Source organism: Phosphitispora fastidiosa, from assembly GCF_019008365.1.
In the GTDB taxonomy this organism is placed as follows: domain Bacteria; phylum Bacillota; class Thermincolia; order Thermincolales; family UBA2595; genus Phosphitispora; species Phosphitispora fastidiosa.
This window is the reverse complement of record NZ_JAHHUL010000008.1, coordinates 94316-115788: the sequence shown is the minus strand read 5'-3', so window position 1 is coordinate 115788 and position 21473 is coordinate 94316. Positions and strand designations below refer to the sequence as shown.

Annotated in this window: 18 protein-coding genes and 1 pseudogene; 8 read left to right on the top strand and 11 right to left on the bottom strand. The window is 46.5% G+C overall.

Annotated features, from left to right (window positions below; translation table 11 throughout):
* Positions 1–34: 34 nt before the first annotated feature.
* Both Ga0451573_RS09425 and Ga0451573_RS09420 read right to left on the bottom strand, forming a co-directional pair.
* Complete coding sequence (locus tag Ga0451573_RS09425; RefSeq protein WP_231683681.1) at positions 35–1669, bottom strand: class I adenylate-forming enzyme family protein; 1635 nt, start codon at positions 1667–1669, stop codon at positions 35–37.
* Positions 1670–1859: 190 nt separating this feature from the next.
* The gene (locus tag Ga0451573_RS09420) at positions 1860–2948 is read right to left on the bottom strand and encodes a cytochrome c3 family protein (protein WP_231683679.1); all 1089 of its coding nucleotides are present in this window, start codon (positions 2946–2948) and stop codon (positions 1860–1862) included.
* Positions 2949–3230: 282 nt separating this feature from the next.
* Between Ga0451573_RS09420 and Ga0451573_RS09415 the strand changes: the two genes are divergently transcribed.
* Together Ga0451573_RS09415 and Ga0451573_RS09410 are read left to right on the top strand one after the other, a co-directional pair.
* Entirely contained in the window at positions 3231–4232 is a 1002-nt protein-coding gene (locus Ga0451573_RS09415) for an RNA-guided endonuclease TnpB family protein (protein ID WP_231683678.1), read from the top strand.
* Positions 4233–4319: 87 nt separating this feature from the next.
* Positions 4320–4481: pseudogene (locus Ga0451573_RS09410) on the top strand (zinc ribbon domain-containing protein); the annotation flags it as partial.
* 152 nt (positions 4482–4633) lie between these two features.
* On the opposite strand, the gene Ga0451573_RS09405 reads toward Ga0451573_RS09410, so the two are convergent.
* Positions 4634–5239, bottom strand: a complete 606-nt coding sequence (locus tag Ga0451573_RS09405; RefSeq protein ID WP_231683675.1) for a hypothetical protein — start codon at positions 5237–5239, stop codon at positions 4634–4636.
* 192 nt (positions 5240–5431) lie between these two features.
* Here Ga0451573_RS09405 and Ga0451573_RS09400 point away from each other — a divergent pair, with 192 nt between their 5' ends.
* A complete protein-coding gene (locus tag Ga0451573_RS09400; RefSeq protein ID WP_492207354.1) occupies positions 5432–7465 on the top strand; it encodes a thioredoxin domain-containing protein in 2034 nt (677 codons plus the stop codon).
* Between the two features lie 70 nt (positions 7466–7535).
* On the opposite strand, the gene Ga0451573_RS09395 is transcribed toward Ga0451573_RS09400, so the two are convergent.
* The 4 genes from Ga0451573_RS09395 to Ga0451573_RS09380 form a co-directional block, all read right to left on the bottom strand.
* Complete coding sequence (locus Ga0451573_RS09395; RefSeq protein ID WP_231683673.1) at positions 7536–8870, bottom strand: hemolysin family protein; 1335 nt, start codon at positions 8868–8870, stop codon at positions 7536–7538.
* Positions 8871–9088: 218 nt separating this feature from the next.
* Positions 9089–11773 (bottom strand): FAD-binding and (Fe-S)-binding domain-containing protein, encoded by a 2685-nt coding sequence (locus Ga0451573_RS09390; protein ID WP_231683672.1) that lies wholly within the window; start codon positions 11771–11773, stop codon positions 9089–9091.
* A 184-nt stretch (positions 11774–11957) separates the two neighbouring features.
* A complete protein-coding gene (locus Ga0451573_RS09385; RefSeq protein WP_231683671.1) occupies positions 11958–12608 on the bottom strand; it encodes a response regulator transcription factor in 651 nt (216 codons plus the stop codon).
* Positions 12609–12620: 12 nt separating this feature from the next.
* Positions 12621–13256 (bottom strand): TetR/AcrR family transcriptional regulator, encoded by a 636-nt coding sequence (locus tag Ga0451573_RS09380; protein ID WP_435052289.1) that lies wholly within the window; start codon positions 13254–13256, stop codon positions 12621–12623.
* Positions 13257–13487: 231 nt separating this feature from the next.
* Between Ga0451573_RS09380 and Ga0451573_RS09375 the strand changes: the two genes are divergently transcribed.
* Complete coding sequence (locus Ga0451573_RS09375; RefSeq protein ID WP_231683669.1) at positions 13488–14993, top strand: methyl-accepting chemotaxis protein; 1506 nt, start codon at positions 13488–13490, stop codon at positions 14991–14993.
* Between the two features lie 263 nt (positions 14994–15256).
* On the opposite strand, the gene Ga0451573_RS09370 is transcribed toward Ga0451573_RS09375, so the two are convergent.
* Positions 15257–15922, bottom strand: coding sequence for a hypothetical protein (locus tag Ga0451573_RS09370; protein WP_231683667.1), 666 nt, complete (start codon positions 15920–15922; stop codon positions 15257–15259).
* Between the two features lie 154 nt (positions 15923–16076).
* Here Ga0451573_RS09370 and Ga0451573_RS09365 point away from each other — a divergent pair, with 154 nt between their 5' ends.
* From Ga0451573_RS09365 to Ga0451573_RS09350, 4 genes are all read left to right on the top strand, one after another.
* Entirely contained in the window at positions 16077–16409 is a 333-nt protein-coding gene (locus tag Ga0451573_RS09365) for a hypothetical protein (protein WP_231683666.1), read from the top strand.
* 245 nt (positions 16410–16654) lie between these two features.
* Complete coding sequence (locus Ga0451573_RS09360; protein WP_231683664.1) at positions 16655–17437, top strand: ATP-binding cassette domain-containing protein; 783 nt, start codon at positions 16655–16657, stop codon at positions 17435–17437.
* A 62-nt stretch (positions 17438–17499) separates the two neighbouring features.
* A complete protein-coding gene (locus tag Ga0451573_RS09355; RefSeq protein ID WP_231683662.1) occupies positions 17500–18210 on the top strand; it encodes a GTP-binding protein in 711 nt (236 codons plus the stop codon).
* Between the two features lies 1 nt (position 18211).
* Positions 18212–18874 carry a (Fe-S)-binding protein gene (locus Ga0451573_RS09350; protein ID WP_231683660.1) on the top strand — a complete coding sequence of 221 codons (663 nt, stop codon included), beginning with the start codon at positions 18212–18214 and terminating at the stop codon, positions 18872–18874.
* Between the two features lie 105 nt (positions 18875–18979).
* Here the strand turns inward: Ga0451573_RS09350 and Ga0451573_RS09345 are convergent, their stop codons facing one another.
* Genes Ga0451573_RS09345 through Ga0451573_RS09335 form a run of 3 tightly spaced genes read right to left on the bottom strand, consistent with a single transcriptional unit; the run spans position 18980 to position 21473 of the window.
* Positions 18980–19501, bottom strand: coding sequence for a 2-oxoacid:acceptor oxidoreductase family protein (locus Ga0451573_RS09345; protein WP_231683658.1), 522 nt, complete (start codon positions 19499–19501; stop codon positions 18980–18982).
* Positions 19498–20349 carry a thiamine pyrophosphate-dependent enzyme gene (locus tag Ga0451573_RS09340; RefSeq protein ID WP_231683656.1) on the bottom strand — a complete coding sequence of 284 codons (852 nt, stop codon included), beginning with the start codon at positions 20347–20349 and terminating at the stop codon, positions 19498–19500. Before Ga0451573_RS09340 ends, Ga0451573_RS09345 begins: the two co-directional genes overlap by 4 nt.
* The gene (locus Ga0451573_RS09335; RefSeq protein ID WP_231683654.1) at positions 20349–21473 is read right to left on the bottom strand and encodes a 2-oxoacid:acceptor oxidoreductase subunit alpha; all 1125 of its coding nucleotides are present in this window, start codon (positions 21471–21473) and stop codon (positions 20349–20351) included. The genes Ga0451573_RS09340 and Ga0451573_RS09335 overlap by 1 nt, the downstream gene beginning before the upstream one ends.

The following is a 21473-nucleotide window of genomic DNA, read 5'->3' as shown; positions in this document are numbered from 1 at the left end:
TATCATCTCACTATGCTACAGGTGGTTTGTTTAATTATCTCTCAGTTTGAGCCGCCACTAAACTTATGGCCCCGTATTTTTCCCTTAACCGCGGTTTTTCAATCTTGCCGGTGGGATTACGCGGGACTTCATCAAAAATGATTTTCCGCGGACGTTTGTAACGCGGCATTGGAGCGCAGAATGTTTGTATTTCTTCTTCGGTACACTTAGAGCCCGGTTTTAGTTCAATGATCGCAGCCGCTATTTCACCCAGACGTTTATCAGGCAGCCCAATGACTGCTACATCCTTAATTGCATTATGAGCGCGGAGAAAATCTTCGATTTGTACCGGATATAAATTCTCGCCGCCGCTGATAATCACATCTTTTTTCCGGTCAACCAAATAGATAAAACCATCTTCATCCATCCGGGCCATATCACCGGTATATAGCCAGCCATCCCTGATTGCGGCTGCAGTCTCTTCCGGGTCATTGTAGTAGCATTTCATCACACCCGGTCCCCTAACAGCCAATTCTCCAACCTGTCCCGGGGTTAAAGAGCATCCATCCTCGTCTGTAATCTTGACTTCCCAATTATAGCCCGGTATTCCGATAGCGCCGACTTTATGAATATTCTCGATACCTAAATGGACACATCCGGGACCGATAGATTCGCTCAGGCCATAGTTGGTATCATAGAGATGGTCCGGAAAATACTTCTTCCAGCGATGAATTAAGCTGGGCGGAACCGGCTGGGCGCCGATATGCATGAGTCTCCACTGGGAAAGGTGATAATCTTCCAGTCTCAAATCTCCACATTCAATGGCATCCAAAATGTCCTGTGCCCAGGGAACCAAAAGCCAGACAATGGTAATTTTTTCTTCAGAGACCGTTTTGAGTATCCATTCAGGCTTAACTCCACGAAGCAACACGGCTTTGCTTCCTGACAACAGACTGCCGAACCAATGCATCTTGGCGCCGGTGTGGTAAAGGGGTGGAATACATAAAAAATTATCTTCACGCGTTTGACCATGGTGCTTATTTTCCGTATAACATGCTGACATCAGACTTAGATGTGTATGTAAAATTGCTTTGGGGAATCCTGTGGTTCCTGAGGAGAAATATACTGCCGCATCATCTTCATCTTTAAGCTCAATATGTGGAGCTTCACTGGAACAATTGGCAGTTAAGCGGTCATAGTTTTCAGCAAAAGTCGGGCGGTTTTCTCCGGCAAAAAAAAGTGTTTTCACTTTAGGTATTTGATCACAAATCGCTTCCACCCGGCCGATAAATTCCGGCCCGAAAATCAAGACAATGGTTTCAGATAAATCTAAACAATATTTTATTTCATCAGCCGTATAGCGGAAATTTAGCGGCACTGCAATTGCGCCGGTTTTTAATATTCCGAAATAAATCGGCAGCCACTCCAGGCAATTCATTAAAAGAATAGCTACCTTATCCCCCTTTTTTATACCCCTCTTCAGAAGCAGGTTGGCCATTCGATTTGCTTTCTCGTCAAAAACACGCCAGGTCATTTCCCGCCGGTATTCACCTGCCGGGTTATTTTCAATCAGCTCATACTCACGCCAGGTGACATTGTGACTTTCCTGGAGATCCAAATTAATCTCTGTCAGGCATATTTCCTGTCCATACATTTCGGCATTCCGCGCCAGAATTTCTGTGATAGGCATTTTCTCTATCCTCCCGTTCTGCAATTATCGTGCATTTACCGTACTGGTTTTTATCTATTAACCCTAGTAAATTATAAAACTATAAAGGCATATAATCAACCATTGACGAATAAGTCACGAATTTTTATAAGAAAACAGGCAACCCGATTATTCGGATTGCCTGTTTTTCGGTGTACCTGTTTTCTCTTATTTACTTTGCCAGGTCTGGAAATTCCTTCTCGATTAAATCAACATATGCCGGGTTTGTAATTTCAATCTCTTTTGTCGCCGGATCGTCGCCCAGGTCTTCATACTTCATAGCCCCGAAGCTGTGATCAGCAGTAATATGGTCATGGGGGTCTGTTGGATTTTTCCACATCAGCTTATCCAAATCAAAATCTGCCCCTTCATGACAGGTCGCACAAACATCCTCAGCGCTGTCTTTTTGCAGCAGCTGACCATTGGCATTTGCTTTATGGGAAGTGTGGCAACTCATACAACCGGCAAGCTTTTCACTCTGCGCATGTTTGCTGGCAAACCAGTTGCGTGTGCCATAGTGGTTATTCGCAATCAGAGTTCCATCATCGTCTTTATCCGGGTCAGACCTGTGACATCCCAGACAAATCTGGGTATCAGGCAGGTCGCTGTCCGCTGATGCCTTAATTGAGCCCTTCTTCTTATCTGGCGTCGCATCCACGTGGACACTGCCGGGCCCATGGCAGGATTCACAGGAAACTCCCTTGGCGGGTGATTCAGCCAAAATACCGGGTGCATGGCACTTGGCACAACTCGTACCGTCTGCAGCCTGCCAATCTTCTTTTCCATCTTTGTCCACATCTACAGATTTGGCGGCTTGGACATCATATTTATCGCCGTTTTTGACAAGCTTGGCAACCCGGTAAATCTTACTTTTAAAGTCCGGAACTTCAGCTAATAGATACTCATCCACCATTACACCGTAAAGTTTTGCTTCAGACAAATCCAATTCGGTAGGTTTTGTGTTATCCGGATCTGCTCCATCGTACAAGGTGACGTTCGGCAGTTCGCCGGTCAGCTGATATTCCGAAATGGGCTTCAATGCTTCTGCGTGTTCCGTTGCCTGGAAGTCGGTGATCACATTGCCATGGCAGGATTTACAGGCATCGTCTCCGACAAAGGTGGCTTTTGCTTCTGTTTTTGGAGCTGCTTTTTCATCACCCTCTTTCTTGGTATCATTTTGATCTGTTTTACACCCGGCCACGCTAAATAGAAGCATCAACAGCAGGCCAGCACTTAAGATGAAGCGCCAAAATCTTTTCATGGTTTCTTCCCCCTCCTGTTTTTTTGCGAAGACCAAGCAGTGTTGATCTCCTCTCCTTGTTTCAAGGTTAGTATGCTACTGTTTGCTAATACATATTAAAATTTAACTTCGGGCGGCAAGAAGTCTCCCGCCTCTAAGCTACCTTGCTCACGCTAGTGAGAGCGTAGGCGGGTGATGAATTGCCTCCTTTTTCTCCCTGAATTTGTTGATAGATTGCTCAAATTATGGTAAAATACGAACATAGGTTCGCGGTTTATATATTGGAAGACAGGGTGAAAAGCTGTGATTAAAGCATACAAATATCGTCTTTATCCAAAAAAAGAACAAGCTCTTCTTATAAATAAAACATTTGGCTGTGTTCGGTTTGTATATAATCAAATGCTTGCAAATAGAAAGGCCATCTATGAGCAGTATAAAGACGATAAAGAAGCATTAAAACAGCAAAAACATGCATTGCCGGCTGATTACAAAGAAGAATTCCCCTGGCTCAAAGAAGTGGATAGCCTGGCTCTGGCCAATGCCCAACTAAATCTCAATAAGGCTTACAATAACTTTTTTAGAGACAAGACGGTAGGATTCCCGAAATTCAAAAGCAAACATCATAACAGAAAATCCTATACCACCAATAACCAAAAAGGAACCATAAGGCTTATTGACAGCAAAACTATTCGATTACCCAAATTAAAAGATGTGAGGGTTAAAATACACAGGCAATTGCCACCAAATGTTATAATCAAATCAGCAACAATAAGTCAAACACCAACAAGGAAATATTACATATCTATTCTGGTAGAATATGAAGCCAAGATAAAGCCAATAAAACCGACGGCAGAAAAGGCTATCGGGCTTGACTATTCTTCAAAGGCACTATTTATCGATAGTGAGACAAACAGTCCGGATTACCCGAAATTCTACCGCCAAGCTGAAGCTAAGTTAAAAAGAGAACAGCGAAAACTATCGAAAAGGGAAAAAGGCGGTAAGAATAGGGAGAAACAACGCCGTAAAGTAACGAAACTCCATGAGAAGGTTGCCAATCAGCGAAAGGACTTTTTGCATCAATTGTCAAGGCAGATAGCCAATGCCTATGATGTTGTTGCTATTGAGGACCTAAATATGAGAGGCATGGCCCAAAGTTTGAATTTAGCAAAATCAACCAATGATAATGGGTTTGGGATGCTAAAAACTTTTTTAGCATATAAAATAATGGAAAAAGGCAAATATCTGGTCATTATTGATAAAGGAAACTTACTTCAGATGGAGTTTTATACTTCATCTGAAGTTTAGTTGACTTATCCAGGGGCTTAGCGCCACTTATCTCCCACTTATGAAATAGAGAATCTTAGTGGCGCTTAGCCATCGGACAAATGGTATCCATCCAGCAAACTTTGCCATTTATGCAAGCATGAAAACAAAGAATTGACACTGGCAGACAGAACCTGGACATGCCCCCGTTGCGGAGCAGAACTGGATAGGGACGTGAACGCTGCCATCAATATCAAAAATGAAGGCTGCCGGATACTTGGTATAGCCTGAGAATAATCAAAGAACCGTTGGGCGAACGGGGATAGCTTGGTAATTATACTGACGTTGGTCGGTACGTCCCAAGAAGCCCCCACCTCTTAGTGCTAGCGTAGGTGGTGGGAGTACGTCACAGCATAATCTGCTTTAGTAGTGGTATCACACACCTACCTTGTTCTCTTAAACGAAGTCACTTTCAGTTTTTTTGCAGGGTTAGGGGTTATGGTGAATACTCTTTTGTTACCGTATGTTGGTGGTAAACTAACCTCATCCCTTGTGAATTGCCGAAAACCGATATTCTCTGTTAATTCGTTTATAGGTACTCCGTACCTTCCAATAATAAAAGCCGATACTGTCAAATATACAAGATGAGCACCATAAAATAAAACTGATGACAGTAAGTCAGGGTTATTCCCGGAAGCGACGCCTAGAGCACGAAACAACATACCAACTCCTACTAGCCAACCAAGAGTGGTAACTGCGAAACTTTTCAACCAAAAGTATCGCCATCCCGTTATATCAAGGATTGCCACAAATGCTAAAGCGTGAAGTCCTCCCATTCCGAAACTCATTAGGTTTCCGAATACAAAGCCTAATATTGTATGGATTTGCTTTGGACGGACAAATAATTCCGCGGCAGCTTCAGGCATAATTACTGTCAGTGGATAAAAGCTCTTGGAAATATACCCAAATGTATTTGCAACTGCCGCAGAAACAGTTCCCGATAAAAGCACTAAAATTACCCGGTCACTTATTCTAAATTTATCCATCATTAATGAACTCACCCTTATTTATTGTTTTGTCCCACCAATCCTTACTCCATTCCAATTCTTTAATAAAGTTCCCCGGATTTACAAATAGAATTCAATTCACAAATAAATATCACTCTCAGTATGTATTTAATTTTTACATATTTAAGTTCAAAACTTGGACATCCTATCAACAAATAGAGACTTAAGGAGGTGATGCCCATGAAACTCACCAAGACACCCAATAGACTTATAAATGAAAAGAGTCCTTATCTCCTGCAACACGCCTACAACCCCGTGGATTGGTTCCCTTGGAGCGATGAAGCCTTTGAAAAGGCAAAAAATGAAGATAAACCCATCTTCCTCTCCATCGGCTATAGTACTTGCCACTGGTGTCATGTCATGGAACGTGAATCCTTTGAAGATACCGAGGTTGCCGAAATTCTCAATAAAAACTTTGTATCCATTAAAGTTGACCGCGAGGAGCGCCCTGACATAGACACTATCTACATGGCAGTCTGCCAGGCCATAACAGGGCACGGCGGCTGGCCGCTGACAGTTATTCTGACTCCCGGGAAAAAGCCGTTTTTTGCCGGGACATATTTCCCCAAGCAGGATTCACGAGGGATGCCTGGGTTGATAAGCATATTAACCCGGGTTACTGAGCTATGGCAAAATGAAAGGGAAAAGCTGCTGCAGACGGTTGATGACATAACAAACGCCATCGAAAAAAACTTTTTCACCCACGCCACGGGCTCAATCACCGAAGACACCCTGTCCGGGGCATACAGTTATTATGAGAACTCCTTTGATCCGGAATTCGGCGGATTTGGCAGGGCGCCCAAGTTCCCTACCCCCCACAACCTATCCCTCCTGCTGCGCTGCTGGAAGATGACAGGCAGGGAACAGGCTCTGGAAATGGTGGAAAAGACCCTCGAATCCATGTACCTGGGCGGCATGTATGACCACATCGGTTTTGGTTTTTCCAGGTATGCCACTGACAGGCAATGGCTGGTCCCGCATTTTGAGAAGATGCTTTATGACAATGCCCTGCTGGCAATAGCATATCTGGAAACTTATCAGGTCGGAAAAAAAGAAAAATGGGCCAAAATAGCGCGCGACATATTCACATATGTGCTCAGGGACATGACCTCACCGGAGGGCGCTTTTTATTCTGCGGAAGATGCTGATTCCGAGGGGGAGGAAGGCAAATTCTACATATGGACACCTGATGAAATCAAAGATGTTCTTGGGCAGGAAGATGGAGAAAGGTTTTGCCGGCAATATGACATCACCCCTGAAGGTAATTTTGAAGGAAAAAGCATTCCTAACCTGATCAAGACGGGTTACCAAAATGGAGACCCCCAACTCCTGAAACAACTTTTCCTTTACAGGGACCGACGGGTGCACCCCTTTAAGGATGACAAAATACTGACCTCATGGAATGGTTTGATGATTGCCGCTTTATCCTTGGGGGCGCGTGTACTGGATGCGCCTGAATATGCGGCAGCAGCCGAAAAAGCTGTACAATTTATCAGGCAAAACCTGAGGAGAGAGGATGGGCGTCTGCTGGCCCGGTACAGGGATGGTGAGGCCGCATTCCCCGCTTATGTTGACGATTATGCCTTCCTGGTTTGGGGTTTGATTGAATTATACCAGGCAACCTTTAAACCTGACTATCTCTCACTTGCTCTGGAGCTTAACCGCGATATGTTAAAGTATTTTTGGGATGAAGCCAATGGCGGTCTTTTTCAGTACGGCTCTGATGCAGAAAACCTCATCAGCCGCCCCAAGGAGACTTATGATGGCGCTATACCCTCGGGAAACTCGGCAGCAGTCCTCAATCTGCTTAAATTGGCCCGGCTTACCGGTGACCGTGACCTGGAGGAAAAGTCCCGGCTGCAGTTGAAGGCATTTGGGGGTTCTATTAATGAGACCCCAATGGGCCACTCCCATTTCCTGATGGGCGTTTGGTTTGATATAGTGCCACCTATCGAAGTAACTTTGGCTGGAAACCCCAATTCCGGTGAAATGAAGGAAATGCTGCGGGCAATCAACAGCGTTTTCCGGCCTGAACTGCTCCTGATAGTTAAGGCACCCGGCGAGGAAGGAGAACAGCTTTCAGATATTATTCCCTTCATTAGGGACAGGAATCCTCTAGAGGGAAGGGCTGCAGCATATGTATGTACCAATTATGCCTGCCGGCAACCCATTACAGATGTGAAGAAGCTCAAGGAACTGCTGGGGTGAATATTTTTTCGTAATAGATTTCAGCAAAAAAATAGCGGGCTGCAGTTGTTCCGGCTGCAACCCGCGGTATTTATTCGGTGATTTCTTCTTCCCCCGGAGAATTTCCAGGATTATTTTCTTTGACCACTTCTACCCGTTTTACCCGGTTTCCCTGCATTTGCATAACTTTAATGGAAGCACAATCCACACATACCCCGTCACCGGCCTGAGGCTTATTTCCCAGTTGATGAAAAACCAGTCCACCTATAGTTTCATATGTATCCTCAAGAGGCAGGTCAAGGCTCAGGTTTTCATTGACTTCTTCGACCCTGACTCTGCCATCAAAAATACCGTGATTTGGTGAAATTATTTCCACTCTTTTCACCTCATCTTTGTGTTCATTATACTCGTCATCAATATCACCGACTATTTCCTCCAGCAGGTCCTCTACGGTCACAATACCCGCAGTCCCCCCGTATTCATCCAGAACAACAGCCATATTCATTCTTCTTTTCTGGAGTTCCTTTAATAATTCAGCTACATTTTTAGACTCGGGGATAAAGTGTGTCTCACGTTTAATTTCCCTGACCTGCATCTCACCATGGCCTCGTTTTACAGCCTTCAAAAGGTCCTTGATGGTTGTGATTCCTGTGATGTTATCTATATTATCCTCAAAAACCGGGTATCTGGAAAATCCATGCCTGATTATCTCCTCCAGAGCAGTATTTACTGTCAGACTGCACTCCAGTGAAGCAATCTCAGTCCTCGGTATCATCACTTCCTTGGCAACAGTGTCCCCAAATTCGAAAATACCTTCAATCAGCTCTTTTTCACCTTCATCAAGAGCCCCCTGTTCAGAAACCATCAGCCTGATTTCCTCTTCATTAAGCTTCTGCTCCCTATGCTTAACCTCACCGCCCAGCATCCTTACCACCAAATTGGTTGATGCCGTCAGAAACGCTATGAAGGGCCCGGCAGCTTTCGCCAGAATAACGATAGGCTGGGCAATTACCAGGGATATCCGCTCAGCCTTCTGCATGGCCATTCTTTTGGGAACCAGTTCCCCGAGAACCAAAGTAAAATACGAAATAATAATGGTGACTATAATTACTGCAGTCAGCTGAGCATATTTTTCCAGCGCCGGGATCTTACTGATAAAATCCGCCAGCACTCCGGATATACTCACAGCAGCAGCGGCGCTCGCCATAAACCCGGCTAAGGTTACTCCTACCTGAATCGTTGCCAGCAGCCGACTGGGGTCCTTTAGCAGGTATTCTACCGCCATGGCGGACTTGCTGCCCTGCTTTGCCAGCTGCCTGACCCGGCTTCTTCTGAAAGTCACCAGTGCAATTTCAGACCCGGCGAAAAACGCATTTATAAGAATTAAAATGAAAATTATTAAGAACTCACTCCAAAGCTCTGCCATTTAGCCCCCCGGCAAAATTAATATTTTTTGACATTATTCTACTATTATACGTTATTTCCTTTTTTAATATCTGTGCTTTTCACCAAATAATCTGCCGGGTAAGTTACAGCCCTTTTACTTGAATAATTTCTCAAGTTCAGGGTTCATCCCTAACGAACAGAAGCTGCAGTAGAAAACTGCAGCTTCTGTTCTTATACAGGCTTTGCCTGACAGACATTTTACCTGACCTTCTTCATGTAGCTGGTCTGCAGCATCTCTACCGCAGCCCTCATGAACCTGCCAGCGTTTTCCGTGGGATCCTCAAATTCAATCCCCAGGGCTTCGCCCACCAGGGTGGTAAAATCCTTCTGACGCACCTTTGTCTGCATGGCACAACTGGTTGCATTAAACTGGGAGCCACAGCCGGCACAGTTTGTTACCAGATAGTCGGCTCCAGTCCCCTCAGCTTCATTAACTCGCTTAATGCCTGCATGGGAGACAGTGGGCAAAGAATCAAAGGCTGAAACAAGTCCGCAGCACAGGCCTTCTTCCCTGGTACTGGGCATTTCCAAAAGTTCAATACCCGGTATTGACTTAAGGACATTTCTCGGTTCATCATAATGGCCGAACCAGCGCCCCACATGGCAGGAATCATGATATGTCACTTTGGCATTCAACTTATCTGTAAACTTGAGCCTTCCCTGGTTAACCAACTCACTGAGAAAACAGGTCACATGCTGGAATTTAATATTGCAGTCCATTCCTAATTGTTCCGCTATCACAGGGTAATTTTCCGAAAAAGTCGCATAACATCCGGGACAGGAAAAAATCATTGTCTCAATCCCGGCCTCTTTAAACATTTCCAGGTTCTTTTTCACCAGAGCGGCAAAATCATCATTGTATCCTCCCAGCGCCAGATACAGGCCACAGCATGATTCTCCTTCCCCGAAGTGGACAAAATCCACACCTGTCTTATTTAAAATTTTGGTTATACTTTGAGGCATATTGCTCATGACAACATTGGCCCAGCATCCTGCCCAGTAGGCAATTTTACCCTTTTTCAGAGTGGGCACATCCAGCCATTTAAACTTATCTTCTTTGGGCACACCCCAGAAGTTGCCGGTATTCAGGACATTTTCCCTGATTGCCGCCAACCCTGTATTTTCAATTCCGCCGGCATGGAAACAAGGCCGCAGTGACATCCAGTTGTGGGCATTATGAGCCTGAATCTGACAGACCAAATCACACTTCTTGCATGTGGTGCATGAATACAACGCCTTGGAAACTTCCTCATCCATAGGAATGTTCCCCTTAATATACTGGGTCAGCAGGAAGTACTTGCCTCTGGGGGAATTGCTTTCCCAGGGAACAGCGTCAAAAACCGTACAGGTATTGCGGCAGTAGCCACACAAGGCGCAGGCAAAAGTATCTTTGGTAATTTGTTCACTTAAGGGTGAACTGAAACTGTCACTCTGAACCTTATCCATCAGTTTCCCTGCCAGGCTGAATAAACCTTTACCGGCATTGGCCATGGCCATTGCCGTGCTTAACAGTTTGGCGGGCGAACTCTTATCCAGAGAGCTGGGTATAACTTTTCCGGGATTCATAATCCCGTTAGGGTCAATGCTCCTCTTGTATTTCCAAACCCGCTCCAACAGCTCTTTTCCCAACACGTCTTTGGCCCTGTCTGCAAAATACAGCCCCAGAGTAAATACTCTGCCGCCTAGTTTTTCACCCATTTCAATAACTGTCAGGGAATTGGCATAGGCCATAGGGAATCCTGCTTTACGCTCATCTGATAACATAAAGCCCAAGATAGCCATTTTATCATTATGAATCATGGTTCCCTCAAGAGCAAATTCACCCTTGTATTTCTTTTCCACTGCAGTTACAAATTGGTCAATTTTCTCCATCGGAACAACTACTTCGGTGGCGACCAATGTAGGACCGAGTTTCTTGAAGCGCATTGGGTAAAAGCGCTCTGCCCACTCCGTATTAGCCAGGCTGTCCTTCATAACTTCTCCGTTATGTGCCTTAACCAGATTCTTCACGGCAGTCTCTACACCGGTCCTTCTTTTCTTGGGATAAACCATGGTCAGGAAATACCTGTCTTCCGGGAGAATCACATGCTGGGACGCCCTCTGTTTAAGTCTGATATATGCCGGAGTAGACATACTTAACGACCACAGAGGGACTTTTTGTGCTTTTAGCGCCTTTAGCATACCGGACACATCTGAAAGGTTGTCAAACCCTGCCAGAAGCGCAACCTCTTCATCATTTTCCTTTACCTTCACGGTGACCCTGACAATTGTTCCCGTCACCCCGCACAGGGTGTTGACCATTTCCAGTTCTGCCCCGGAAAATGTCTTCACAGTATAGTCAGGCTGTACCACTTCCACTGATTCAATATTTTCGCCACACCAACCGTACTCATAACTGCCATACCCGCTTCCGCCCTGGGCCACCCATCCGGCAACACTGGCCGATGGCGCACTTGATGGGTACAAGCGTAAGCCATAACCGCGTTCATTGAGGTATTTCTGCAAATCTCCCCAGACAACCCCTGGCTCCACGGTAACAGTGCCGCTCTCCTCTTCAAATTCAATAATATTATTCATCCGCACACAATCAAGTACGATTCCCCCGCGGGTGGGTAGGGCGCCGCCGAAACCGCTTGTACCACCGCCCCGCGGTATCAACGGGATGTTGTATTTGGCAGCCAGTCTGGTTATTGAAACCACTTCATCCACTGATACCGGCTGAACGACAGCATCGGGCATATTTCGGATAAGTTTCATGACCTGGGATGGCAGTACACCCATATCGTGGGAGTATACCAGCCTCTCTATGGTGTTGAAACGAACCCGGTCCTTGAATAATTGCTCAAGTTCAGATTTCATCCCTTCAGGAATCTCTTTTCCCATAACAAACCCTCCCTGATTTTGTTTTACGATTTGTGAAATTAATAACATAAAACCGAACGATTATTCGCTCGGTTTTATTATACATTGTTATATGCTCGCCGTTAATAAATCTTAATGTCTGTTTTATGATGAACCAAAAGAACTATCAAAATGTTCCTTCACGGCATTCATCCCAGCCCCGCATTTACCCTACCAAGCCCCTGGCAAGTGCATAAGATGTCAGGCGGGTCCGGTTGTCAAGGTCCAGTTTGTCAAGAATACTATGAACATGGTTCTTGACAGTATAAACGCTGATCACAAGCTTTTTGGCGATTTGCCTGTTGGTACACCCGACCGCCAGCAGCCGCAAAACTTCAACCTCTCTTGGGGTGAGGATATCCAGCCCGGCCCCAGCCCCCGCAAACCCGGCGGGCGCTGCTGACAAATGCTTCGCCATTTCCGAAACAAGACTCTCATCAATTACCGTCTCGCCCGCCGTCTTTACCTTATCCAGCAAGGCAAAAAATTCCCCGGAAGTAATCCTGGTGGTTATATATCCGTCCGCCTTTAAAGGCAGCAACCCGATAAGCCGTTTTTTATCAGTCCCGCTGCTTAAAAGGATAATCCTGTTTTGGCCTTGCCGGGCAAAATCTATCACAGCAGAAATATCGTGTTCAGGAAGGCCCGCATCAAGAATCAGGATTGAGTCAGTAATGGGTTTTCCCCTTTTAAATACTTCCTGTGCAGCCTTGTATTCCGCAACTTCCCGGCAACCCGGAAATGAACTCAGCAGGCACGCCAGGGAATGACGCAGCAGCGCTTCCCGGCTGACAATAAACACTGCGTAAAAATTCATCCGACCACCTCCCTAGGCTTTGACTGACAGCCAGATATTGTTTGCAGCAGCTTCGATGTACTCTACAAGGGAGTGCTCAATCAACCCGTCAATCCGTAATTCGAGCATCCTCATAAGAATTCCGGAAATAGAAGCCGCAGCAAGAGTCGGGGACATAGGCCGGACCTCTCCCCTGCTGATTCCGTTATGCACAATTTCCATAGTTGCCTTAAGACCTTCCTCAGAACAGACACTCAGGCATTTATCCAGGATTTCCTTCGGTCTTCCATAAAGCAGGTATCGGACCATTACCGGGTCTTCCTCCACCCACCTGAACAGCAGAGCTGTATATGCGCGTATTTTTTCATAAGTGGCTTCCTTGGAAGCTACTTCTTCCGCATACTTTTTCAGAAACTGCCCGACCGTAACCCGGTGAATTTCCCTGGCCAAATCCTCTTTGCTGGAATAGTGGTGGTAAATGGCTCCTGTGCTCACACCTGCTTCTTTGACAATATCCGGAATGCTCGTTCGGTGATATCCCTTTTCTACGAAAAGCTGCTGAGCCACCATGAATATTTTGCTTTTTACTTCGGTTTCAGAAACTTTCCCATTATTATGACTTGCCCTTGATTCACCTGATACAATCTCTGGCCTCAGCAATATAGTCACCTCTCTTTATAATACCGAATGATCTTTCTAATTTATAATATACTACATCACACCTGCTATCGCAAGTATGATTGCATAAATAAGTATGTGAAATACTACTCAATACAATTTTCCGTCGAAAAATGCAGGAAAAAGATATTTTTTATGGAATATTTTTATGGAGTATAGTGTTACAAATTCATACAGAAAGCCTGTTGATATAAAAAAATCGAAAACAGAAAGGTGTTATTTATGAAAATTAAGCTGGCTTATAAGATTTGTGCCGCCTTTGCAGTTATGTTCTGGCTGCTGGTTATTACAGCGATAGCAGCCTATATTAACATCTCCGGGCTGGAAGCCTCCCTCACAAAAATAACTGCGGAAAATCCCGAAATTGGCCGGATAATTGATGACCGGCTGCAGAATTTTGCCCTGGAAACCGGCATTCTGATAGTTGCTGCCCTCATTATTTCCCTGGCATTTACCGTCTACATAATTCGAAATGTTAACAGACCGGTTAAAGTGCTGGAAGAAATGATACGCCGGATTTCCAAAGGAGATCTCTCCAGACCGGTAAAAGATATCACCATTATTAAAACCGGAGATGAACTGGAAAACCTCGGCGTTTCGTTTAAAGAAATGTACCAAAACCTCAAGAAATATATGTATGATGTATTTGTCGCCACTGATCAGATGGTTGATATCAGTGATACCCTAAATACAAATGCAGCTAAAAACCTGGAAACAATTGAACAGGTAACCCTGGCTATTGAACAGATATCTGTGGACACCCAGGAGCAGGCAAAAGACATGCAGAAGACTACTGATATGACCAATAAGCTGAGCCAGGTAACAGCTGCCATTCAGGAAAATGCCGTTAAGCAAAATGAAAGTGTTGCTACTACTGTTCAGCTGATTAACCAGGTCTCGGATGCAACTGATAATGTTGTGGAGAACACTAAACTTATAAATAGCGATATCAGCAATTGTTACGGCGCCGCTAATGAAGGTAAAGACCTGGTTGATGAAACCATAGATGATATGAAATCAATCAATGAAATTGTTAATAACCTGTCACAGAAAGTAGCCTCACTGGGTGACCGCTCCCAGCAAATAGGGGAAATCATCCAGGTGATAGATGATATTGCCGAGCAGACAAACCTGCTGGCTCTAAATGCAGCCATAGAAGCCGCGAGGGCCGGAGAACATGGCAAGGGATTTGCCGTAGTAGCGGATGAAGTCCGCAAGCTGGCGGAAAACAGCAGAAAATCAACTGAGGAGATCAGAGAACTGATTACAGGTATACAGGCAGAAACTAAGAACGTAGTCGACGAGACAGGCAGAGCCACTCTAGACGTGGAAGAGGGCAGCAAGGTTGCCTATAAGGCCGGCACAGCCCTGAGAAATATCATCAAAGCGGTCAACCAGGTCGTCAACCGGCTGGATGAAATTAATGACTCAATGGAAAACATGAAGACCCAAAGCCTGGAGATTGCTCAGGCCACAGACATAATCTCCGGGATTACAGCGGAAAATACCCGGATTACCGGCGAACTGGCAATAGAGACCGGATCGGCCAGTGAGGCAATCATGAATATTTCCGCCATCTCGCAGGAAAATGCAGCATCTACGGAAGAGGTCAGCGCATCAGCCGGGGAAGTCACCACATTCACAAAACATATTCAGACTGAAATCAGCAACCTCAACCAACAGCTAAAAAGCCTTCAGGAAGCGTCAAAATTTTTCAGACTAAGGTGAAAGCGCCCTTAAGTATGCTTATAGACAGAACCAACTTTCTTTTAACTATGAAAGCAAGGAGGGGCAGATACATTCCTCCACGATGGCAACGATTCCGCTTGTTACCGGCTCCCGCATCCGCGGCTCACCGACAAGCGGACATCAGACTCATCGTTCCGGAACATATCTGCCCCTCCTTATTTTTAGTTAAAGATAATTATGTCTATCTTCAAGCATTTAGCTTAGGGCGCTCCCACATTATCCTTGGATCCTTTATAGACTACTCATGGACCGGGAGTAGGCAGTTCAGATTCTTGTTCCGGTTGAGGCGCCGGCTGTTCAGGCTGCCGTTCCGGCTTTTGTTCCGGCTGGCGCTCCGGTTCCAGCTGCGGCTGGCGCTGCGGCGCTGCTTTCTGTTCCTGCTTTACCTGCGGTTGTTTAGCTTTAGTTTCCGGAGCTGCTTTTTCATCCTTGTCTTCTTTTCCAGCAGCTTCACTCCCTGAACGGTATCCGGCCAGGGGGTATTTTTTTATCCCTGATACACCATTGGTTTCTACTGTATGACAGGCATAACAGCGCCCTTTCTGCTCATTGTAAAAAGTCTCGCTTTCCCAGTGGACCTTATGAATTCCCCGGTAAAATTTTTTATAGAGGGAATAGTCCTTTTCGGCTTCATGGCACCGGTAGCATTCATTGACAGTCGCCTCTCTGACTTCCGGGTGTCCGGAAATTCTGGTTACATAGGCCGGCAGTGACTGGTCCACCTGAGCGGTCTTTTTATGGCAGGACACACACCCATCACCATAGGGATCGGCGGCGGCAGCATCCAGCATTGTCTCTTGTGCAGGCTCCTGTTCTTGGGGGAGTGGTTTCTTTTCCGGCTCCTCACCGGCACAACCCATTACCAGCAAAAGCAGCACCAGCATAAGGTAAAAAATGCGTTTAACCATTCAAGTACCTCCTTTAACATTTTACCTAGTTTCCCCAGTCCCTGCCGGTAAAATTCCATTATTTTTTACGGCAATCCTGGAATAATTAACTTTAATCTTGAAATAATAATGTTCAGGTTCACCAATATATTTCCTTGGAGGTGTTGTTACACTAATGTATTCACAAGTCAGCCAGATTCAAAGCAGCCTGAACCAAATTGCTCAAATCTGTCAGCAACTCAGTCAGAGCGAGAGCGCTAATGTAAACCAGCTGCACCAGATTGAGCAGGCTGAACGCAATGCCGCTCAGCAGTTGCAGCAATGTGCCCAGCTTTGCCACCAAGCAGCCTCACAGATGAATTCCATGATGAGCAGTGTTCAGTTTAGCACCGTGGGACAGCAGTTTGGCTCCCCGTATCAGGGTTCAATTACCACCGGCAGTTGGGCTAACCGCCCAATTAACACCAGCCAGTTTGGACCGACCGGACAATATGTGAGCACTTACTAGCATCCAGTTTAATAGCTACCTGACTAAGGGAACGCCGCCTTCAAAAGTCTGATTTTGAAGGGACGTTCCCTTAACCGTTCTATTCGGGAGCTCCCGGATTAGAATGTATTTTCATGCCACTTCCCCAGGAAACCCCACCCATCTTTTCTAAGCAGCTTCAAATTAACTGCCATTTAAAGTAACCTTTCGAATACATAATTCATAGTTTAGACTGCAGGAAATAAATTGTTGAGAGGAGAGAACTTATGCTCAGTGAAATCACAATTCTTCCCGGCACAGACAAACTTGATGTCAGGGAAAACTTCGCTGAAATTACACTAAGGGCAGGAGAAACCGTATCTATTGTCGGCCCCACCGGAAGCGGGAAAACCGCTTTTATTACTGATATTGAGTTGCTGGCCCAAGGGGATACCTCCACAGGCCGAACTATCTTGGTTAATGGAAGTAACCCAACAGATGACATCAGATATAACCCCTCGCTTAAGCCAATTGCTATGATTACCCAGAATACCAAATGCTTCGCAGACCTTACCACTGAAGATTTCCTGGAAATTCATGCCCGCGCCCGTGGTATTAATGATATCGGCGTAATTGCGGAAACTATTAAGTTAGCTAATAGTTTTACGGGTGAAAAAATCCATAAGGATCACAAGGTAACTATTTTATCGGGAGGGCAGACAAGATCCCTCCTGATTGCAGATGCAATTATGATTGGGGCAGCTCCTATTATTCTCCTGGATGAAATCGAAAATGCCGGCATCTTCAAGCAGGAGGTTATCGACATAATTAAAGGCACCGGGAAAATTATTGTTTTCGTAACTCACGACCCCGTGATTGCACTTCTCACCAAGATGCGGATCATAATCGAAAACGGAGCCGTAAAAAAGGTTCTTCATCAAAATGAAGTTGAAGTCATGGCTGCCCAGAACCTTCTGGAAGTCGACCGCAGAGTAGGCAGCATCAGGGAGCAGCTACGAGCAGGAGATGTAATCACAACTGATGTGTTTGCTGTAAATTTCGCATCCTGAGCCAATATCTTATCTGAACTAAAACTGATATTTAGTCTAATAAAAGAGGCGGTGAATGTTTTTTGAAGCTTTTGGTTATTGCCGGCCCCCCTTCCGCAGGCAAAACCGCACTTACCAAACAAATTGTAAAGCACTTTAATAACGAACTGCGGATAGCCTTTCTTAAAATTGATGTTGTCAGGGCTTATGAGGATATTGAATTAAGCAAGGAGTTCAATATTCTGACTAAAAAAATATACTCCGGCGACCTCTGCCCTGACCATGCCGGAGTTATGGTTCTTGGTGATGCCGTAGAATGGGCTGATAGTAATGGTGCAGACCTGTTTATAGTAGAAAGCGCCGGGCTTTGCCTGCGCTGTTCACCATACCTTAACCAGGGACTGGGGGTAATTGTTTTAAGTTCAATCTCGGGGATTCATGCTCCGGAAAAAATGGGCGCCATGGTCAGCCTTGCCGATATAGCTGTAGTCACAAAAATCGACCTGGTGAGCCAGGCCGAAAGAGAGGTGCTTATTCAGAAAATCAAGGAAGTCCATCGCAAAATTGTATTAATGGAAACCAATGCCCTGCAGGGGACTTCACTGAACCGGTTATATAAGCTTATCAGCGACTCTGAAGATATCGACAAAAATAATCTTTTCCTGAAAGGTAACCCGCCCCTCGGCACCTGCACAATCTGTATCGGCAAAAAAGAAATTGGCTGGAAGCACCATTTTGGCGTGATTCAAAAGCTTAACGGTCAAATCGCTGATTACCTATACAGGGGGGAGTAACGTGAATGCAGTAAGGGCCTGGCTGCCCCCCGGAAAAAACTGCGGTTTATGCGGAGAAGACAGCTGTAAAAGCTTTCTGAAAATGATAAATTCTTCCCGGAAAAGCTATTCGGACTGCCCCTACTATAGCGAACAGCAAAGGTCTGCAGATCCCAACGAATTAACCGGAATAGAAACTAAGGCCATTTATCCCCAGAGAGATGTCTTGGGGCATGAATACGACTTTGTTCTGGAACCGCTCCCAGGTGAAATTTCAGCCAGAAAAATTGTTCTCCCATTCCGGCCTGATATGGTGGAAAAAATGGACATCAAAAAAGGGGACTATGTCCTGGGCCGGCCCATGGGCGCCGGCTGCCCCATCCCGCATGTGCTGCAGGTAATAGAGGCTGAACAGGTTACCGGGCTTCTGTACACCTGGGTTGTTGGGCCCAAATACTCCCGTGATCACCAGGTCAAAGATGTAGTCGCTTACCACATGATAGGCTTCGAAGGCATCGCCTCACATATTAAAAATGAGCCGGCTTTCGGCTGCCGCGTAACATTCCTGCCGGGTTTTTGCATGATGTCACTGAACCATACGGGACTTGTCAACATGGTTCTGGAGAAGAGCTGCGGACTGCATGTACGGTTGGAAGATATCCGGATTCTGGCGGGAAAAGACTGATGCAGCCAAATAGGTCCATGTGACCAAATGGTTGCATATTAAGAAGGTAGTGTTCCCTGGTAAGGGGCCACTACCTTCATGCTTTTGGGCAATTCCTGTTTTACTTTACACTAAATCCATGCCAAGACTGAGACAGCTGCTGTTTACAGCCAGGGTTTCTCCCTGGAAGTGACTGTTCAGGGCCTGGTCAAGCATGTCCTCAGGAACAATAGCGGTTAGCCGTACCGCAGCGCCAAGAGCGGCTATAGAAATACCCAGGGAGCTGCATGCCCGGCGGGAAGTATCACTAAAAGGAAAGCCCCTGATTAGCCCTGTCTCTTTTCCCTGTACAAGTTCACTGTCAAAAATCATCACCCCGTCAGGAGCCATCAGGGGCAGATAAATATCATAAGCCCTCTGCGATAAGGCAATCACCAGGTTGGGTTGCTCAACAAAGGGATAAACAATTTCGTTAGAGCTGATGACCACAGATGACTGGCTGTAGCCTCCCCGGGCACGGGCGCCATAACTTTGGTTATGGGCTGCGTGCATCCCCGCAGACAGAGCAGTCTCTGCGAGAATCCGGCCGGCCATACCAAGGCCCTGGCCCCCGGAACCCGCTATGATAACATTCCATATTTTTCTCATAGGCTTTCACCCCCGCCGGTAATAGTCTCCGCATCAGGTGTCATTTCCTCCACCTGATGTCCTGAACGCTCCAGGAAGCCTGGTTTGCTGCGGTCAGCGAGGCAGCCCCGCCAGAAGAATTTCACCTGTTCTTCAACAGGCAGCTGCCGATGTTTTTCCAAGGGAATCACATTGTGTTTAAACCAATCCATCATTTCCAGAGCTGCCCCCAGCCTATTGTAACGACCGTAATAGGTCGGGCAGTTACTGATTATTTCAACCAGTGAGAACCCTTTTTTCTGCAGAGCCTCCCTGAGAAAACGCTTCGATTCTGTAACATGGTATACGGTGGACCTGGCAACATAGTTGGCCCCCGCCCAGTTTGCCAGGGAACAGATATCCATAGGTGCATCAACCGTGCCCTGACGGGAAGTACTCGAAATGCTGTCAGCAGGCGTAAGCGGCGAGTACTGCCCCCCGGTCATCCCATAGTTAAAATTATTGGAAACCACCGCTGTCACGTCCATGTTCCGCCGGGCAGCGTGCAAGAGGTGGTTTCCACCGATGGCTGCAGCATCGCCATCACCCATCACACAGACAACCTTCATTTCCGGTCGGGCCAGTTTCGCTCCGGTCGCAAAAGCCAGGGTGCGTCCATGGGTCCCCTGGAACCGGTGGCAGGTCACATAGTCTCCGCTGCGCCCCGCACAACCGATTCCGGTTGCCAGCAAGGTCTTTTCCGGAGGCAGGCCGAGTTCTGCCAGCGCCCCTGCCAGGGCCTTAAGAATGATACCGTGACCGCACCCGGGACACCAGAGGTGAGGCAGCCGCTCCCAGGCGATATAATCACGGTAACTGTAACCGGCCATTATACCACCTCCCGCAGTTTTTGGACAATCTGTTCCGGAGTAATTATTCCGGCATCTGTGCGTGAAAGCAGGTGAATCTCTGCTTTTCCTTCATTAACCCGCCTGACTTCACGGACCACCTGACCCAGATTCATTTCAGGAACAAGCGCCTGCTTAACTTTTCCCAGGTATCCGGCAACTGCCTGGTCGGGGAATGGCCATAATGTCCGTAACTGCAGGAGACCTACAGAAATACCCGCTTCCCGGGCTTTTACCACAGCAGCCCGGGCTGCCCTGGTCACAACACCATAGGCAACCAAGAGTATCTCCGCATCCTGATCACCCCAATACAGAGGCTGTGGCAGCTCAGCCGAATAATTCTTTATTTTGCCTGCCAGCCTGCGCAGCAGGTTATCAGCAGTCTCATTGTCTGCGGTGGAATAACCTCTTTCATCATGAACCAATCCGGTAACCCGCATAATGTGGGGACTGCCATAAGCCGCCATGGGCGGTATCAGATTCGGCCCCGGACCGTATGGAAGGTATTCCCCGGGAGGGCAGCCGGGTTTATTGCGATCCACAACCATCGGGTCACCTGGTATTACTACCTGTTCTCTCAGGTGAGCCAACGCAGCATCTGAAAGAAGTATCACCGGGGTACGGAAACGCTCTGCCAGATTAAAGGCCTCCAATGTCAGTTCATAACACTCCTGTACTGAGCTGGGCACCAGAACAATGATTTCATAATCCCCATGCGTCCCATAGCGGGACTGCATCACATCAGCCTGTGCCGGCTTGGTGGCAATACCTGTCGCCGGCCCAAAACGCTGGACGTTTATAATTACACAGGGTATCTCTGCCATAACCGCCATCCCCAGGTTTTCCTGCATTAGGGAAAACCCGGGGCCGCTGGTAGCAGTAAAGGCTTTCATCCCTCCGAGACTGGCCCCGATAACTGCAGCAATTGAAGCAATTTCATCCTCCATCTGGATAAAAACACCTCCATGTTCAGGAAGCATTTGAGAACAAAGTTCCGCAATTTCAGTAGACGGGCTGATAGGGTATCCGGCATAAAAGGCAGCGCCGGCGGCAAGGGCTCCCCGGACGCAAGCCTCGTTACCCTGCAAAAACAGTTTTTCATCCAA

Excerpts from the sequence above, each read along its gene's own strand:
- Ga0451573_RS09405 (WP_231683675.1), bottom strand. The coding sequence starts at position 5,239 with ATGATGGATAAATTTAGAATAAGTGACCGGGTAATTTTAGTGCTTTTA.
- Ga0451573_RS09420 (WP_231683679.1), bottom strand. The coding sequence starts at position 2,948 with ATGAAAAGATTTTGGCGCTTCATCTTAAGTGCTGGCCTGCTGTTGATG.
- Ga0451573_RS09400 (WP_492207354.1), top strand. The coding sequence starts at position 5,432 with ATGCCCATGAAACTCACCAAGACACCCAATAGACTTATAAATGAAAAG.
- Ga0451573_RS09360 (WP_231683664.1), top strand. The coding sequence starts at position 16,655 with ATGCTCAGTGAAATCACAATTCTTCCCGGCACAGACAAACTTGATGTC.
- Ga0451573_RS09340 (WP_231683656.1), bottom strand. The coding sequence starts at position 20,349 with ATGGCCGGTTACAGTTACCGTGATTATATCGCCTGGGAGCGGCTGCCT.
- Ga0451573_RS09385 (WP_231683671.1), bottom strand. The coding sequence starts at position 12,608 with ATGAATTTTTACGCAGTGTTTATTGTCAGCCGGGAAGCGCTGCTGCGT.
- Ga0451573_RS09365 (WP_231683666.1), top strand. The coding sequence starts at position 16,077 with ATGTATTCACAAGTCAGCCAGATTCAAAGCAGCCTGAACCAAATTGCT.
- Ga0451573_RS09425 (WP_231683681.1), bottom strand. The coding sequence starts at position 1,669 with ATGCCTATCACAGAAATTCTGGCGCGGAATGCCGAAATGTATGGACAG.
- Ga0451573_RS09370 (WP_231683667.1), bottom strand. The coding sequence starts at position 15,922 with ATGGTTAAACGCATTTTTTACCTTATGCTGGTGCTGCTTTTGCTGGTA.
- Ga0451573_RS09390 (WP_231683672.1), bottom strand. The coding sequence starts at position 11,773 with ATGGGAAAAGAGATTCCTGAAGGGATGAAATCTGAACTTGAGCAATTA.
- Ga0451573_RS09395 (WP_231683673.1), bottom strand. The coding sequence starts at position 8,870 with ATGGCAGAGCTTTGGAGTGAGTTCTTAATAATTTTCATTTTAATTCTT.
- Ga0451573_RS09375 (WP_231683669.1), top strand. The coding sequence starts at position 13,488 with ATGAAAATTAAGCTGGCTTATAAGATTTGTGCCGCCTTTGCAGTTATG.
- Ga0451573_RS09345 (WP_231683658.1), bottom strand. The coding sequence starts at position 19,501 with ATGAGAAAAATATGGAATGTTATCATAGCGGGTTCCGGGGGCCAGGGC.